This is a genomic window from Pseudomonas sp. GP01-A4 (genome assembly GCF_058780865.1).
The window spans coordinates 1-14,639 of record NZ_JBYSWF010000056.1 but is presented as its reverse complement, the minus strand read 5'-3'; the positions used below and the strand labels follow the sequence as shown (position 1 = coordinate 14,639).

Annotated in this window: 17 protein-coding genes; 4 read left to right on the top strand and 13 right to left on the bottom strand. The window is 60.4% G+C overall.

Translation table 11 applies throughout. The features are described from left to right. Positions 1-151 precede the first annotated feature (151 nt). Complete coding sequence (locus AC3WKX_RS25685) at positions 152-1,249, top strand: PLP-dependent cysteine synthase family protein (RefSeq protein WP_173406096.1); 1,098 nt, start codon at positions 152-154, stop codon at positions 1,247-1,249. Positions 1,250-1,384: 135 nt separating this feature from the next. Here AC3WKX_RS25685 and AC3WKX_RS25680 read toward each other — a convergent pair whose 3' ends face one another. Both AC3WKX_RS25680 and AC3WKX_RS25675 read right to left on the bottom strand, forming a co-directional pair. Next, positions 1,385-2,998 carry an NAD(P)/FAD-dependent oxidoreductase gene (locus AC3WKX_RS25680; RefSeq protein ID WP_102606394.1) on the bottom strand — a complete coding sequence of 538 codons (1,614 nt, stop codon included), beginning with the start codon at positions 2,996-2,998 and terminating at the stop codon, positions 1,385-1,387. Positions 2,999-3,105: 107 nt separating this feature from the next. Then, complete coding sequence (locus AC3WKX_RS25675) at positions 3,106-3,777, bottom strand: COG3650 family protein (RefSeq protein WP_003211681.1); 672 nt, start codon at positions 3,775-3,777, stop codon at positions 3,106-3,108. 136 nt (positions 3,778-3,913) lie between these two features. Between AC3WKX_RS25675 and AC3WKX_RS25670 the strand changes: the two genes are divergently transcribed. Next, positions 3,914-4,309, top strand: a complete 396-nt coding sequence (locus AC3WKX_RS25670) for a hypothetical protein (protein WP_008432073.1) — start codon at positions 3,914-3,916, stop codon at positions 4,307-4,309. A gap of 16 nt (positions 4,310-4,325) precedes the next feature. Here AC3WKX_RS25670 and AC3WKX_RS25665 read toward each other — a convergent pair whose 3' ends face one another. Next, the gene (locus AC3WKX_RS25665) at positions 4,326-4,925 is read right to left on the bottom strand and encodes a short chain dehydrogenase (protein WP_003211677.1); all 600 of its coding nucleotides are present in this window, start codon (positions 4,923-4,925) and stop codon (positions 4,326-4,328) included. 104 nt (positions 4,926-5,029) lie between these two features. Here AC3WKX_RS25665 and AC3WKX_RS25660 point away from each other — a divergent pair, with 104 nt between their 5' ends. After that, complete coding sequence (locus tag AC3WKX_RS25660) at positions 5,030-5,938, top strand: LysR family transcriptional regulator (protein WP_003211675.1); 909 nt, start codon at positions 5,030-5,032, stop codon at positions 5,936-5,938. On the opposite strand, the gene AC3WKX_RS25655 is transcribed toward AC3WKX_RS25660, so the two are convergent. The 10 genes from AC3WKX_RS25655 to AC3WKX_RS25610 all read right to left on the bottom strand — a co-directional run bounded on the left by AC3WKX_RS25655 (position 5,935) and on the right by AC3WKX_RS25610 (position 13,653). After that, positions 5,935-6,420, bottom strand: coding sequence for a DoxX family protein (locus AC3WKX_RS25655; protein ID WP_003211673.1), 486 nt, complete (start codon positions 6,418-6,420; stop codon positions 5,935-5,937). The genes AC3WKX_RS25660 and AC3WKX_RS25655 overlap by 4 nt on opposite strands. Continuing rightward, a complete protein-coding gene (locus AC3WKX_RS25650; protein ID WP_003211670.1) occupies positions 6,417-7,193 on the bottom strand; it encodes an HvfC/BufC N-terminal domain-containing protein in 777 nt (258 codons plus the stop codon). Before AC3WKX_RS25650 ends, AC3WKX_RS25655 begins: the two co-directional genes overlap by 4 nt. Then, complete coding sequence (gene bufB, locus AC3WKX_RS25645) at positions 7,190-8,065, bottom strand: MNIO family bufferin maturase (protein WP_003211668.1); 876 nt, start codon at positions 8,063-8,065, stop codon at positions 7,190-7,192. Before bufB ends, AC3WKX_RS25650 begins: the two co-directional genes overlap by 4 nt. 26 nt (positions 8,066-8,091) lie before the next feature. Further along, complete coding sequence (locus AC3WKX_RS25640) at positions 8,092-8,397, bottom strand: BufA1 family periplasmic bufferin-type metallophore (protein ID WP_102606393.1); 306 nt, start codon at positions 8,395-8,397, stop codon at positions 8,092-8,094. 260 nt (positions 8,398-8,657) lie between these two features. After that, positions 8,658-9,359: an ABC transporter ATP-binding protein gene (locus tag AC3WKX_RS25635; RefSeq protein ID WP_003211664.1), complete on the bottom strand. Its 702-nt coding sequence runs from the start codon at positions 9,357-9,359 to the stop codon at positions 8,658-8,660. 1 nt (position 9,360) lies between these two features. Next, positions 9,361-10,128: a high-affinity branched-chain amino acid ABC transporter ATP-binding protein LivG gene (gene livG, locus AC3WKX_RS25630; RefSeq protein ID WP_003211663.1), complete on the bottom strand. Its 768-nt coding sequence runs from the start codon at positions 10,126-10,128 to the stop codon at positions 9,361-9,363. Then, on the bottom strand, positions 10,125-11,378 hold the full coding sequence (locus tag AC3WKX_RS25625; protein WP_102606392.1) for a high-affinity branched-chain amino acid ABC transporter permease LivM: 1,254 nt from the start codon (positions 11,376-11,378) through the stop codon (positions 10,125-10,127). Before AC3WKX_RS25625 ends, livG begins: the two co-directional genes overlap by 4 nt. Continuing rightward, a complete protein-coding gene (gene livH / locus AC3WKX_RS25620) occupies positions 11,375-12,298 on the bottom strand; it encodes a high-affinity branched-chain amino acid ABC transporter permease LivH (protein ID WP_003211659.1) in 924 nt (307 codons plus the stop codon). The genes AC3WKX_RS25625 and livH overlap by 4 nt, the downstream gene beginning before the upstream one ends. Beyond that, the gene (locus AC3WKX_RS25615; RefSeq protein WP_102606391.1) at positions 12,298-12,480 is read right to left on the bottom strand and encodes a hypothetical protein; all 183 of its coding nucleotides are present in this window, start codon (positions 12,478-12,480) and stop codon (positions 12,298-12,300) included. The genes livH and AC3WKX_RS25615 overlap by 1 nt, the downstream gene beginning before the upstream one ends. A gap of 45 nt (positions 12,481-12,525) precedes the next feature. Next, positions 12,526-13,653, bottom strand: a complete 1,128-nt coding sequence (locus tag AC3WKX_RS25610) for a branched-chain amino acid ABC transporter substrate-binding protein (protein ID WP_003211654.1) — start codon at positions 13,651-13,653, stop codon at positions 12,526-12,528. A 340-nt stretch (positions 13,654-13,993) separates the two neighbouring features. On the opposite strand from AC3WKX_RS25610, the gene AC3WKX_RS25605 reads away from it, so the two are divergent. Further along, the gene (locus tag AC3WKX_RS25605; RefSeq protein WP_003211652.1) at positions 13,994-14,296 is read left to right on the top strand and encodes a DUF2288 domain-containing protein; all 303 of its coding nucleotides are present in this window, start codon (positions 13,994-13,996) and stop codon (positions 14,294-14,296) included. The last annotated feature ends 343 nt before the right edge of the window (positions 14,297-14,639 follow it).

Below are 14,639 nucleotides of genomic sequence, written 5' to 3'. Positions count from 1 at the left end.
ACAAAAGTTATATTCTTATTTGTTATAAGGAATCGGTCTGATCACTTGCGCGCCAGACCCCGAAAATTGTGTGTCCAATTGAGTCATGACTGTATCTGTGTGGAGTGTAGGAAACATCCTAAGATCAGGTCTGAAATCCTTAGAGAAACCGATCATGAGCGACAACCGCCAATGGGCCCGCGAAGCCATTCGCATTATTGAAGCGGACTTCCAGCGCAGCGCCGACACCCACCTGATCCCCTTGCCAATGCAGGGTTTGCCGGGTATCGAGTTGTATTTCAAGGATGAGTCCAGCCATCCCACCGGCAGCCTGAAACATCGGTTGGCGCGTTCGTTGTTCCTCTATGCGTTGTGCAACGGCTGGCTCAAGCCCGGTGCACCGGTGATCGAAGCCTCCAGCGGTTCCACGGCGATTTCCGAGGCGTACTTCGCCAGGCTGTTGGGCTTGCCGTTTATTGCGGTGATGCCGGCCACCACTTCCCAGGAAAAGATTGCGCAGATCGCGTTCTACGGGGGCAAGAGCCATCTGGTGCAGGATCCGACGCAGATCTACGCCGAATCCGAGCGCCTGGCGCAGGAAAGCGGTGGCCATTTCATGGACCAGTTCACCTATGCCGAACGTGCCACTGACTGGCGCGCGAACAACAACATCGCTGAATCGATCTTCCAGCAACTGCGCTTTGAGCGTTATCCGGAGCCGAGTTGGCTGATTTCCAGCCCCGGCACGGGTGGCACCACGGCGACGTTGGGGCGTTATGTGCGTTATCGCCAGCACTGCACCCGAGTGTTGTGCGCTGACGCGGAGCGTTCGGTGTTTTTCGACTACTACCTGAGCGGCGACGCCAGCCTGCGCCTGGACTGTGGTTCGCGCATCGAAGGTATTGGCCGGCCACGGGTTGAGGCGTCGTTCCTGCCGAAAGTGATTGATGCGATGGTCAAGGTGCCGGATGCACTGTCCCTGGCGGCCATGCATTACCTGGCGCAGCGCTTGGGGAGGCGAGTAGGCGGCTCAAGTGGCACCAACCTGATCGGTGCGTTGATCGCGGCGCAGCAGATGAAGGCGGCAGGGGAGTCGGGCTCGATCGTGGCGATCTTGTGCGACGGCGGTGAGCGCTATGCCACGACCTATTACGATCAGGCCTGGCTTGCAGGGCAGGGGTATGAGTTGGAGGGTTTGATTGCGGCCGTTGCGGCGAGTGTCGAGCGGGGGCAACCGTTGCCGGAAAGCATCCTGCGCGCCAATATTTGAAACACCGCATTATCAATGTGGGAGCGGGCTTGCTCGCGAATGCGGAGTGTCAGCCAATACATGATTCGGCTGATCCACCGCATTCGCGAGCAAGCCCGCTCCCACATTTAATCTGCTGCGTTTTCAGCGCAGTGGTTAAGCCTCCAGGCCCAACATATCCCGCGCCAGCGCCTCGGCAATCCGAATCCCGTCGACACCCGCCGACAAAATCCCACCGGCATAACCGGCACCTTCGCCCGCCGGGAACAGGCCTTTCACGTTCAGGCTCTGCATCGACTCGTTACGGGTAATCCGCAGCGGCGAAGAAGTGCGGGTCTCGATCCCGGTCAGGACCGCGTCGTGCAGCGAGTAGCCCTTGATCTGCTTCTCGAACGCCGGCAACGCTTCGCGGATGGCTTCGATGGCAAACTCCGGCAACGCCAGCGCCAGGTCACCCAGGGCTACGCCGGGCTTGTAGGATGGCTCCACGGTACCGATGGCGGTGGACGGCTTGCCGGCGATGAAATCACCCACCAGCTGCGCCGGTGCTTCGTAGTTGCTGCCGCCGAGGATGAACGCGTGGGATTCCAGGCGTTCCTGCAACTCGATCCCGGCCAGCGGGCCGCCCGGGTAATCCACTTCCGGGGTGATGCCCACCACGATCCCGGAGTTGGCGTTGCGTTCGTTACGCGAGTACTGGCTCATGCCGTTGGTTACTACGCGGTTCGGCTCTGATGTCGCCGCGACCACGGTACCGCCCGGGCACATGCAGAAGCTGTACACCGAACGGCCGTTCTTGGCGTGGTGCACCAGTTTGTAATCGGCGGCCCCGAGTTTCGGGTGGCCGGCGTACTTGCCCAGGCGTGCTGCGTCGATCAGCGACTGCGGGTGTTCGATACGGAAACCCACCGAGAACGGCTTGGCTTCCATGTACACGCCACGACCATGCAGCATGCGGAAGGTATCGCGGGCGCTGTGGCCGAGGGCCAGGATTACGTGCTTGGACAGGATCTGCTCGCCGCCATCCACCACCACGCCATTCAACTGGCCGTCTTCGATCAGCACGTCGGTGACCCGCTGCTCGAAGCGCACTTCACCGCCCAGGGCGATGATCTGCTGGCGCATGTTTTCCACGACGCCGGTCAGGCGAAACGTACCGATGTGCGGCTTGCTGACGTAGAGGATTTCATCTGGCGCACCGGCGTTGACGAACTCGTGCAGCACCTTGCGACCGTGGAATTTCGGGTCCTTGATCTGGCTGTAGAGCTTGCCGTCGGAGAAGGTCCCGGCGCCGCCTTCACCGAACTGCACGTTGGATTCCGGGTTCAGCACATTCTTGCGCCAAAGGCCCCAGGTGTCCTTGGTGCGCTGGCGCACTTCGCGGCCGCGCTCGAGGATGATCGGCTTGAAACCCATCTGTGCCAGCAACAGCCCGGCGAAGATCCCGCACGGGCCAAAACCGACGACGATCGGCCGCTCGGTCAGGCCTTCCGGCGCATGGCCCACGACCTTGTAGCTGATGTCCGGCGCCGGATTGACGTTGCGGTCATCGGCGAACTTGAGCAGCAGGGCCGCCTCGCCTTTGACTTCCAGGTCGATGGTGTAGATGAAGCACAGCTCCGACGATTTCTTGCGGGCGTCGTAGCTGCGTTTGAACAGGGTGAAATCGAGCAGGTCATCACTGGCGATGCCCAGGCGTTGCACAATGGCAGGCCGCAGGTCTTCTTCGGGATGGTCGATGGGCAGCTTGAGTTCGGTGATTCGTAACATGACAGGAATCCGGTAGGCGGCGGGCAAAGAGGCCGGCTGTTTTGCAAACCGGCGATTATAAGCCCCAACAGCGGTTTCCCGTCATGCTAAAACAGCGCAGGGCGCAATCAGTCGTCTCGCGAACCGCCGAACGACGCGCAACCGCGTTGCACCTGGCCGTTGACCCGAAGCTCGGCGGACATGTGCTGCAGGCTGCCGCTGGCGCTGTCGACACAGCGTTGCGGGGCTACCCACAGTTCGATGTGCTGGTTATTCGCTTCGGTCATCAGGTTGAACCGTCCGTCGCCCGATTGCTCTTCCACATACGGCACGGCCAATGGTGGCTGGCCTTCACGCTCCAGCACCATGCCCTTGGCGGTGACGTTCATCGCCCAGGCCGGTTTGTGGCCGTTGGCCCGCAGGATCATGCGCTTGAAGTCCGGGTCATCACAGGCCGAGGTCGAGCGCTCGACGCGGTACACCTGTTGCAGGTCCACCGTGCCCTGGGTGCCGCTGGCGACGCCGGAGAACTTGCCACGCAGGTCGGCAAACAGTGCGCCTTGCTGGCCGGCCAGGGAGGCGGCCTCCTGCAGGATGCTGGTGCCACCGGTGTCGTTGACCACGTAGTTGCGTTTGTCGTTGCAGGGCTGGAACAGCAGTTTGTCACCCTGGGCCGTCAACTCGCCCTGCATGCGGGTCATCCCGGCGAGAGAGGGCTTGGCCGGCTCGTTATCGAACATCTGGCAGGCGGCGAACAGGGGCAGCAGGGCAAACAAGGCTAGGGTACGGGCGGCACGCATCATCGGGTCTCCTGATAAGTGCCGCCACGTTACGCAGGCTGGCGGTGCATCACAAGCCCGGGACACAGGTTGAATAAGGTGTGCCGGGGGCGATCATCCCTGCTGGGACTTTTCCTATAGAGGGATGTGAACGGTCATGGGAACGTCTTTCTCTTTTATTCGGAAAGCCGCGATGACTATTCGATGGAATCTGTGGGGGCTGTTACTGGTGACGGGTTCTGCACTGGGCAGTGAACCGGCGCGGCTGGAGTACTCCTCTGCCACTGACTTTACCGAGATCTCGATCACCGTGAAGAGGACGCCTGACAGTAGCCCGGACTTTATTTCGGTCAATGTCACGCTGAGCCCGGAGGCCAGGGCCCGCACGGCTGCAATTACGTTACTGGCTTACAACAAGCAGGTTTCGACATACGTAGACGGCTACAACGTGAGTGATGGCGCCACTGTCATGGGTGTGCTGAACACACGAGAAATACAGTTTTCCGTCCCCCAGGACATGCTCCGTAAATGGATGCCCTGGGTTCAACGGTGACGGCTTTTCAGGCTGGTCAGCCTACGATAAACGTCTGCCCGGTCTGCAAGCCTTCCACGCTTTTCGCGTAGGCCAACGCCACTTCTGCACCCGGAGCCGGTTTGTACCCACGGAAGTACGGCGCGTAGCTGCCCATGGCTTCCAGCAGGACGGTAGGGCTGACCGAGTTGATGCGCAGGCCGCGGGGCAGTTCGATCGCAGCGGCTTTCACGAATGCATCCAGCGCGCCGTTGACCAGGGCAGCCGAAGCACCGGTGCGAATCGGATCGCGGTTGAGAATGCCGCTGGTGAAGGTGAACGACGCGCCGTCATTGGCGAACTCGCGGCCAATCAGCAGCAGGTTGACCTGGCCCATCAGCTTGTCTTGCAGGCCCAGGTCAAAATCGGTTTCGCTCATGTCGCCCAGGGGCACGAAGTTGACGCTGCCGGCGGCGCAGATCAGTGCGTCGAATTTGCCGGTCTGTTCGAACAGTTTGCGGATCGAGGCGCTGTCGCTGATATCGACCTGGAAGTCGCCACTTTTGCGACCGATGCTGATCACTTCATGCCGTTGGGACAGTTCTGCCTTCACCGCCGAACCCACGGTACCGCTTGCGCCAATCAACAGGATTTTCATCGTGCCTTCCTCCAGATGTGTAGGTGAGGTTTCAGTCTAGAGTGATTTTTTGCGCGGATAAGTGCACTAATAGGCAACCTTTGGTTTTCAATTGGAAACAATCCATGAGCGAAATGGATGACCTCGCCGCGTTTGCCGTGTTGATCGAAGCCGGCAGCTTTACCTTGGCGGCCCAGCAACTGGGCTGCAGTAAAGGGCAACTGTCCAAGCGCATCAGCCAGTTGGAAGCGCAGTTTTCGGTGGTGTTGTTGCATCGCACCACCCGCCGCCTGAGCCTGACGGCGGCGGGTGCGGCGCTGTTGCCGCAAGCCCAGGCGTTGGTGGTCCAGGTGGAGCGGGCACGTCAGGCGTTGGCCAGGCTCAAGGATGATCTCGTCGGCCCGGTGCGTATGACGGTTCCGGTGTCCCTGGGCGAAACCTTCTTCGACGGTCTGTTGCTGGAGTTTTCCCGGGAGTACCCACAGGTGCAGATCGAGTTGGAACTCAACAACCAGTACCGGGACCTGGCGCGGGATGGCTTCGACCTGGCGGTACGTTCGGAGGTCGCCAACGACGAGCGTCTGGTCGCCAAGCCGTTGCTCGCCTGGCACGAGATGACCTGCGCCAGCCCGGCTTACCTGGAACAGCACGGCGAGCCGCTGACGCCGGCGGAACTGGTGGGCCACAACTGTTTGCTGAACAGCCACTACAGTGGTCGTGAAGAGTGGCTGTATCACCAGCAGCATGAGCTGCTGCGGGTTCGCGTATCCGGGACCTTTGCCTCCAACCATTACAACTTGTTGAAGAAGGCTGCACTGGTGGGGGCGGGCATCGCGCGCTTGCCGTCCTACGTGCTGCACGCGGAATTGGCTGACGGTCGCCTGCGCTGGCTCCTGCGGGATTATCAGACCCGCAGCATGCCGATGTACCTGGTCCATCCGTATCAGGGCGGCCTGCCGCGCCGCACCCAGGTACTCGCAGATTATCTGGTGGGCTGGTTCAAGCGCAGCGGCGAAGCCCTCGATCGCCTTTAGCGGTAGCGCCGGGCGATCAGATGATCAATCGAGAAGCTGCCCGGCCCCTTGGCCATCAACAGCAGCAGCAATGCGATCCAGGTGCCGTGGGTCGGGTAGGCGTCCGGGTAGACGAAAAGCTGGATGGTCAGTGTCATGCCCAGCAGCGCCAGCGCCGAGAATCGCGTGGCAAACCCCACGAGGATCAGCACCGGGAAGAAATGCTCGGCGAACGCAGCCATGTGCGCCGCCACTTCCGCAGACAGCAGCGGCACGTGGTATTCGCTGCGAAACAGCGGCAGGGTGGACGGCGCCAAGTGCGGCCAGCCCAGTTGGAAGGTCCCGCCGATCAGGTCCACGGCAAGGCCTTCCACTTTGGTCTGGCCGGATTTCCAGAACACCGCTGCGATAGAGAAGCGTGCGACAAAGGCGATCAGGCTGTAGGGGATTTTCTCGAAGCACTGGATGATCCGTTGGATCAGCCCCGGAGCGGTGGTGTTCATGGCGATACCTTGGGTTCTGTGTGCAAGTGGGTGATGGCGCCGTGACCGATCAGCAGGGCCAGGCATTGGTGCAGGTCAAATTCGGCGGCCGCATCGAGGGCGTAGGCCACGGCCATTTCCAATGGCCAACCGTTGTTCAGGCTGTTGATAAACGTCGCTGAGCCGCTGTCGATGTGAAATACCTGCACGTGCAGGCCATTGCGTAGTACCAGCGCGCTTTGGGCATGGAAGGGGTCGAGGGTGGCGAGGGATTCGCCGGTCTGATGCGCCGCCCATAAAGCCACCACGGCGTAGGCCGAGTTCAGGGTGGCCAGGGATGGATGCAGTTGCAGGCGCAGTTCGCCCAGGTCCGACTGTTGTTGCAGGGTGGCGATGACCTCCTGTTGATCCAGTGGCTGTGCGTCCGCCGCGTGGTAGGCCCTCACCCGCAATCGCTCCAGGCGCGCCACGTCAGCCAGGTAAGGCACGCTGGCGGCGGGGGCGAAGCCCTGGATAAAGTCCGCCAGGTCGCTGCCGTATTCATTGATCAGAGGGCTTGTCGGCGGGAAACCCTGGACATACACACCGGCCATCGCCCGAAAAAACTCATCGCCCACCAGTTGCAGGGTGACCGGGTAGCCGGCGGCCAGCGCGTTGATCAGCGAGCTATGGACATTGTTGCGATACACCGCAAAACGACCGGCCGGATCGGCGCCGTTGCGGCTGAACAAGCCTTGCGGGCAGTTTTCCTCGGGGGACAGCAGGGCGCGGCTAAAGACGTCCTGGCGGCTCATGCACGCACCTCCAGCAGAAACCGGTCGGCCTCGCGTGCTTCAGCGTGCAGCACGCTGAACGCCGGCACCTGGTTGTCGCGCTCGATCAGCGTGGCGACCGGCCCGGTGCGGCTGAGCACGTGCTGGTAGAGCTGCCATACCGCGTTGTCGATGGGGGCGCCGTGATCGTCAATCAGCAAACGGTCGCCGAGGCTGTCGGTGTCTTCGGCAAACCCTGCCAGGTGAATCTCGCCCACGGCGTGCAACGGCAAGGCCTCGATGTACTTCAGCGGGTCTTGCTGATGGTTGATGCACGACACATACACATTGTTCACGTCCAGCAGCAGCCCGCAGCCGGTGCGGCGAATCGCTTCGCTGATGAAGTCGGTCTCTTCCAGGGTGGAGCACTGGAATTGCAGATAGGTCGACGGGTTCTCCAGCAGCATGGTCCGCTGCAGGCGGGTTTGTACCTGGTCGATGTGTTCGCACACCCGCTTCAGGGTTTCATCGTCATACGCCAGCGGCAGCAAATCATTGAGAAACACCGGGCCGTGGCTGGACCAGGCCAGGTGTTCGGAAAAGGAGTGGGGTTGATAGCGTTCGATCAGCGTGGCCAAGCGCGCCAGGTGCTCGTCGTTCAGCGGACCTTCGCCGCCAATGGACAGGCCTACACCGTGCAGCGACAGCGGGTACTGTTCGCGGATCAAGCCCAGGTAGTGATGGAAAGGCCCGCCGGCCACCATATAGTTTTCGGCGTGGACTTCAAAAAAACCGATATCGGGGGACGTCTCGAGCACTTCACTGAAGTGCTCGTTCTTGAGCCCCAGCCCGGCCCGACGGGGGAGGCCGGGCGCCTGAGCCTGGGAGATGGAGTGGGTGAATGAGAGCGTCATCGTCAGTACTCAGGCTGTGCAGGGTTTCAGGACTTGGCGGTGAAGGCAGCTTCCTGGCCGAAGCCGGTTGGCGAGGTGGTGCTTCGGGTTTTCAGGCAGGTACCGGCCGGGACCAGTTTCCAGGCGTTGGCCTGATCCTTGACCTTCGAGGTGCCCGCGCAGGAAGTGCCGGCGCCTGCGGCGCAATCGTTCTTGCCGGCTTCGGCTACACCGAAGCATTTCTGCATGTCATCGGCGGCGTGGGCGGTGGTGGTCAGGGCGGACAGGCTCAGGGCCGAACCCAGGGCCAGGACGAGGGTGGCGGCGGACAGCGAGCGGGTTTTGGTAGTCATGGTGTATCTCCAGCAGTGGGTTGAGTTGGCAAGCATGTTCGCCTGCTTACACCACTAGAGAAAGGGGGAAGGGATTCGTTACAAAGCCGGGGAAAATAATTTCAGGTTTCGCCAAAGTCTTTGGTTCACACCAAACAAATGTGGGAGCGGGCTTGCTCGCGAAGGCAGTGGGTCAGTCACCAAACAAGTTGGCTGATCCACTGCCTTCGCGAGCAAGCCCGCTCCCACAAAAGCCCGCTCATACATTGACCAGATGGGCATCAACCGCCCAAATAAGCCTCACGTACTTTCGGATCGGTCAGCAGTTGTTCGCCGCTGCCCTGCATCACCACACGGCCGTTTTCCAGCACGTAGGCGCGGTCGGCAATCTTCAGCGCCTGGTTGGCGTTCTGCTCTACCAGGAACACCGTCACACCGTCCTTGCGCAGCTGTTCGATGATGTCGAAGATCTGCTGGATGATGATCGGCGCCAACCCCAGGGACGGTTCGTCCAGCAACAACAGCTTGGGCTTGCTCATCAGCGCGCGGCCGATGGCGAGCATTTGCTGTTCGCCGCCGGACATGGTGCCGCCGCGCTGGCTGAAGCGTTCCTTGAGCCGCGGGAACAGGTGCAGCACCTTGTCCATCTGCTCCTGGTAATCGCCCTTGTCGGTGAAGAACCCGCCCATGGCGAGGTTCTCTTCCACGGTCAGGCGGGCAAATACCCGGCGGCCTTCCGGAACCACGGCAATGCTCTTGCGCATGATCTCGGAGGAGGCCTGGCCCACCAGCTCCTCACCCATGTAGCGGATGCTGCCGCTGTGAGCCTGGGGCGAACCGCACAGGGTCATCAGCAGCGTGGATTTACCGGCACCGTTGGCGCCGATCAGGGTAACGATTTCGCCCTGGCGCACTTCCACGTTGACGCTGTGCAGCGCCTGGATCTTGCCGTAGAAAGTGGAAACGTTTTCGAATTGCAGCATTTTACGCTTCCCCCAAATAGGCTTTGATCACTTCCGGGTTGTCGCGGATCTGCTCCGGCGTACCGTCGGCCAGTGGCGTGCCCTGGTTGATCACCACGATATGGTCGGAAATGCTCATGACCAGTTTCATGTCGTGTTCGATCAGCAGCACGGTGGCGTTGTTTTCTTCACGCAGCACACTGATCAGCGCCTTGAGGTCTTCTGTTTCCTTCGGGTTCAAGCCGGCGGCCGGTTCGTCGAGCATGAGGATCCGCGGGCGGGTCATCATGCAGCGGGCGATTTCCAGGCGCCGTTGCTGACCGTAGGCCAGGGTGCCGGCAGGACGGTTGGCAAACTCGGTGAGGTTGACCTTGTCCAGCCAGTACGCGGCATATTCCATGGCCTCGCGCTCGCTCTTGCGGAACGACGGCGTCTTGAACAGGCCGGCAAAGAAGTTGGTGTTCAGGTGGCGATGCTGGGCGATCAACAGGTTCTCGACCGCCGTCATGTCCTTGAACAACCGCACGTTCTGGAAGGTCCGCACCACGCCCTTGCGGGCGATCTCGTGGCCGGCCAGGCCCTGGATCGGCTGGCCGTCCAGCAGGATGGTGCCGCCAGCCGGCTTGTAGAAGCCGGTCAGGCAGTTGAACACCGTGGTCTTGCCGGCGCCGTTGGGGCCGATCAGGGCCACGACTTGTTTCTCTTGCACGGTCAGGGCCACGCCGTTGACCGCCAGCAAACCGCCGAAGCGCATGCTCAAGTTTTCGACTTTCAGGATCTCGCGGCTCATTTGCGCAGCTCCATGTGGGGACGTTGCATGGGCAGCAGGCCTTGAGGTCGCCAGATCATCATCAGCACCATCATGGCGCCGAACATCAACATGCGGTATTCGCTGAATTCACGCATCATTTCCGGCAGCAGGATCATCACGATCGCCGCGAGGATCACGCCGAGCTGCGAGCCCATGCCGCCCAGTACCACGATGGCGAGGATGATTGCCGACTCGATGAAGGTGAACGACTCCGGCGTCACCAAACCTTGGCGCGCGGCAAAGAAGCTGCCGGCAAAACCGGCGAAGGTTGCCCCGAGGGTGAATGCCGAAAGCTTGATGACGGTCGGGTTCATGCCTAGTGCACGGCAGGCGATTTCATCTTCGCGCAGCGCTTCCCACGCACGGCCGATCGGCATGCGCAGCAGGCGGTTGATCACGAACAGCGCCGCCAGTGCCAGCAGCAGGGCCACCAGGTACAGGAACACCACTTTGCTCACCGGGTTGTAGTCGATCCCGAAGTACTCGTGGAACGTCTGCATGCCTTCCGCCGCGGTGCGGTCGAACGTCAGCCCGAAGAACGTTGGCTTGGGAATGCTGCTGATGCCATTGGGACCGCCAGTGATATCGGTGAGGTTACGCAGGAACAGACGGATGATTTCACCGAAGCCCAGGGTCACGATCGCCAGATAGTCACCGCGCAAGCGCAGTACCGGGAAGCCCAGCAGGAAGCCAAATGTGGCCGCCGCCATGCCGGCCAGTGGCAGGCAGATCCAGAAGCCCCAGCCCAGGTAATGCGAGAGCAGCGCGTAGGTGTAGGCACCCACCGCGTAGAAGCCCACATAGCCCAGGTCGAGCAAGCCGGCCAGACCCACCACAATGTTCAGGCCCAGGCCCAACAACACGTAGATCAGGATCAGCGTCGCGATATCCACCGCACCACGGGAACCGAAGAAAGGCCAGATCAACGCGGCCACGATCAGGCCGATGATGATGTAGCGCTGGGTGCGCGGCAGGGTCAGGAACTGGCTGGCCTTGGGCGATACCAACGGGCCACGGTTGGACTTGAGGAGCGCACCGACCTGTTGGGTGAACAGCACGCGCAGGAACATCAGCACCGAGCACAGGGCAATGATGGTCAACGTCACGGGACCGGTGCCATGCACTTCGAGGTTGATCCCGACAATGCTCAGCTTGAGCCCGAGTACCGGGAAGGCCACGGCCCAGACCAGCAAGGCGCTGAAAAACGCCGATTTAAGATATCTGCTCATACTTTCTCAACCTCCGGACGGCCCAGAATGCCGGTCGGCCGGAACAACAGCACCAGAACCAATAGACCGAATGCCACCACGTCCTTGTACTGGTCACCGAATACGTCGGCGCCAAAGGCTTCAGCCACCCCCAGCACCAGCCCGCCGAGCATCGCGCCCGGAATGCTGCCGATGCCGCCCAATACCGCCGCGGTGAAGGCCTTGAGGCCCACCAGGAAACCGGCGTTGGGGTTGATCACGCCGTACTGCATGCTCAGCAACACGGCAGCGATAGCCGCCAGTGCGGCACCGATGACGAAGGTCAGGGCGATGATGTTGTTGGTGTTGATGCCCAACAGGTTGGCCATCTTGATGTCTTCGGCGCAGGCCCGGCAGGCGCGCCCCAGACGGGAGCGGGAGATGAACAGGGTCAGGCCGAGCATCGCCACCAGGGTGACGACGAAGACCAGGATCTGCATATAGGAAATCAGCACTTCCTGTGCGCCGCCTGGGCCGAAGGAGATGCTCCCCGGGATCAGGTTGGGAATGGATTTGTCCTTGGAGTCCTGGGACAGCAATACGGTGTTCTGCAGGAAAATCGACATGCCGATCGCGGAGATCAGCGGGATCAAGCGGTTGCTGCCACGCAAGGGGCGGTACGCAACGCGTTCGATACTGTAGCCATAGGCACTGGTTACGACGATGGACGCCAGGAACGCAGCGGTCATCAACAGCGGCAGGGAGTGGATACCCAGCATGGCCAGCCCGGCAAGGGCGATGAAGGCCACGTAGGAACCAATCATGTACACCTCGCCATGGGCGAAGTTAATCATTCCAATGATGCCGTAAACCATTGTGTAGCCAATGGCTATCAAGGCATAGGTGCTGCCAACGGTCATGCCGTTAACCAGCGTTTGGAAAAAATGATAGATCTCAGGCATTACAGCGCTCCTAAAAACCCGATACGCATTTCACTGGTGGAGTCAATTTCCGGCTCGGTGCCCTGTTCTGTGATCAGGTTGCACAAAGCGTTTCCCAGCGAACCGCTGGTGACGGTTTTAAGATTTTCAGGTGAGCCAGCGCCCGGATCGCGGGTGACAGGCCCATAAACCTCGTAAAACAAAGCCCACTGCTTGCACAGTGGGCTTGTTGACCAGTAACGCCTGGCTTACTGAGGGGAAACTTCGGTTTTTGGTTTGCCGAAGTGCCATTCGTAGACCACGAACTTGAAGTCCTTCAGGTCGCCCTTGGCGTCGAAGCTCAGGTCGCCGGTCGGGGTCTTGAAGGTACCGGCGTGGATGGCAGCAGCCACCTTGGCGGTGTCTTCGCTCTTCGCGGCAGCGATACCGCCGGCGATCACTTCAACTGCCGAGTAGGCCGGGAACACGAACGGACCGGTTGGGTCCTGCTTGTTCTTGGTGAACTCTTCAACGATTGCCTTGTTGGCAGGATCGGTGTCGAAGGATTTCGGCAGGGTAACCAGCAGGCCTTCGGAAGCGCCCTGGGCGATTTGCGAGATGGAGTCGTTGCCGACGCCTTCAGGGCCCATGAACTTGGCGTTCACGCCTTTTTCCTTGGCTTGGCGCAGGATCAGGCCCAGCTCAGGGTGGTAGCCGCCGTAGTAGACGAAGTCGACGTTGGCTTGCTTGAGCTTCTGGATCAGCGAGCCGAAGTCTTTGTCGCCAGCGTTGATGCCTTCGAAGAGGGCAACTTTCACGCCTTTCTTCTCGAGGGTTTGTTTAACGGCGGTGGCGATGCCTTCACCGTATTGCTGTTTGTCGTGGATAACGGCTACGACTTTCGGCTTCACGTGGTCGGCGATGTAGTTACCGGCGGCAGGGCCCTGGGCGCTGTCCAGGCCGATGGTACGGAAGACCAGCTTGTAGCCACGGGACGTGATTTCCGGGCTGGTGGCAGCCGGGGTGATCATGATCACGCCTTCGTCTTCGTAGATGTCGGATGCTGGCTGAGTGGAGCTGGAGCAAAGGTGACCGACCACGAACTTGACGCCGTCGTTGACCACTTTGTTGGCTACGGCCACGGCTTGTTTTGGATCGCAAGCGTCGTCGTATTCCTTGGCTTCGAGCATTTTGCCATCTACGCCGCCCTTGGCGTTGATGTCGGCGATGGCCTGCTTGGCACCCATGAACTGCATGTCGCCGTACTGGGTCACAGGGCCGGTTTTAGGGCCGGCAATACCGATCTTGATGGTGTCAGCTGCGAACGAATGGCTGGCAACCCCGGCCAGGACCATAGCGGCAAACAGTTTGGAAATCTGCTTAGTAGCCTTATTCATAGTGCTCCACTCTTACTGTTGTATTTTTTATAGTTCTAGCGGCCTTGTGAGCTGCAGAACCGGATCAGATATCTCGGATATCCCCCGGCAGCGGCCTGGCAACTGTACCGGTACAGTGTAGAGCGCCGGTTGATCGCTTGAAAAGCTGGCTGCTGGGGGCAAAACCCGGGTATGTCGCTTAAATGAAAGAAAAAGACAGAATTGCGGCGGGGTGATGCCAGAGTTTCGGGCAATCCTTGGCTTTCCTGACACTTTCGTTCGGTGCCTCATTTGCAACTGGGTTTTTCTGCCTGGGGCTCGACGGTATGATTGCGCCGATTTTTTCTTCAGGTGAACTCCCATGACGCAAGAACCTAGCACCCTCTATGCCAAGCTGCTTGGTGAAACTGCCGAAATTTCCTGGAAGGAGCTTGAGCCGTTCTTTGCCAAGGGTGCCCTATTGTGGGTCGACGCCGGGCTGGATTTGATCGAGGCCGCCGAGGGCATGGCTGAGGACAACCGTGAGAAAGTCGCTGCCTGGCTGGCTGCGGGGAGTCTTGGCGAGGTGTCTGCGACGCGGGCATTGGACCTGGTTGAGCGGGACCCGAGTTTGTGGGCGGTGGTGGTTTCGCCGTGGATTCTGATCCAGGAAAGGGCAGTGTAGGAAATGCATGCGCGAAAAAGGTGCGTGATTTTTCCGAGTTTAAGTGTGTAGGCGGGTAACTGCATTTGCGGTGATGGCACCTTGCCGTAGAGAAAGGTCACAGGCGGGGGTTACGTGCGCGTCATGGGAACAGTTTTGGTAGCGGCGGAGTGCGGGGGGAATTGTTTCTGGGTATGTGTACATATCCGTTATTTAGGTAACGGCCACCTATGGTTCCGCTCTTACAGCGGGTCACTTTTGGCAAACGCCCCAAAAGTAACCAAAAAGTCTTTGCCCCACCACTCGGTGCCTCGCCTAGGCTCGGCATGCCCGCACTCCGGCACGGCTCCGCGGGCCGCCGCGA

Bases quoted from the DNA above. Each gene is read 5' to 3' on its own strand.
- AC3WKX_RS25650 (WP_003211670.1), bottom strand. From the start codon at position 7,193: ATGAGCCGCCAGGACGTCTTTAGCCGCGCCCTGCTGTCCCCCGAGGAA.
- AC3WKX_RS25605 (WP_003211652.1), top strand. From the start codon at position 13,994: ATGACGCAAGAACCTAGCACCCTCTATGCCAAGCTGCTTGGTGAAACT.
- bufB (WP_003211668.1), bottom strand. From the start codon at position 8,065: ATGACGCTCTCATTCACCCACTCCATCTCCCAGGCTCAGGCGCCCGGC.
- AC3WKX_RS25680 (WP_102606394.1), bottom strand. From the start codon at position 2,998: ATGTTACGAATCACCGAACTCAAGCTGCCCATCGACCATCCCGAAGAA.
- AC3WKX_RS25665 (WP_003211677.1), bottom strand. From the start codon at position 4,925: ATGAAAATCCTGTTGATTGGCGCAAGCGGTACCGTGGGTTCGGCGGTG.
- AC3WKX_RS25625 (WP_102606392.1), bottom strand. From the start codon at position 11,378: ATGAGCAGATATCTTAAATCGGCGTTTTTCAGCGCCTTGCTGGTCTGG.
- AC3WKX_RS25670 (WP_008432073.1), top strand. From the start codon at position 3,914: ATGGGAACGTCTTTCTCTTTTATTCGGAAAGCCGCGATGACTATTCGA.
- AC3WKX_RS25610 (WP_003211654.1), bottom strand. From the start codon at position 13,653: ATGAATAAGGCTACTAAGCAGATTTCCAAACTGTTTGCCGCTATGGTC.
- AC3WKX_RS25640 (WP_102606393.1), bottom strand. From the start codon at position 8,397: ATGACTACCAAAACCCGCTCGCTGTCCGCCGCCACCCTCGTCCTGGCC.
- AC3WKX_RS25635 (WP_003211664.1), bottom strand. From the start codon at position 9,359: ATGCTGCAATTCGAAAACGTTTCCACTTTCTACGGCAAGATCCAGGCG.
- livG (WP_003211663.1), bottom strand. From the start codon at position 10,128: ATGAGCCGCGAGATCCTGAAAGTCGAAAACTTGAGCATGCGCTTCGGC.
- AC3WKX_RS25655 (WP_003211673.1), bottom strand. From the start codon at position 6,420: ATGAACACCACCGCTCCGGGGCTGATCCAACGGATCATCCAGTGCTTC.
- livH (WP_003211659.1), bottom strand. From the start codon at position 12,298: ATGCCTGAGATCTATCATTTTTTCCAAACGCTGGTTAACGGCATGACC.
- AC3WKX_RS25660 (WP_003211675.1), top strand. From the start codon at position 5,030: ATGAGCGAAATGGATGACCTCGCCGCGTTTGCCGTGTTGATCGAAGCC.
- AC3WKX_RS25675 (WP_003211681.1), bottom strand. From the start codon at position 3,777: ATGCGTGCCGCCCGTACCCTAGCCTTGTTTGCCCTGCTGCCCCTGTTC.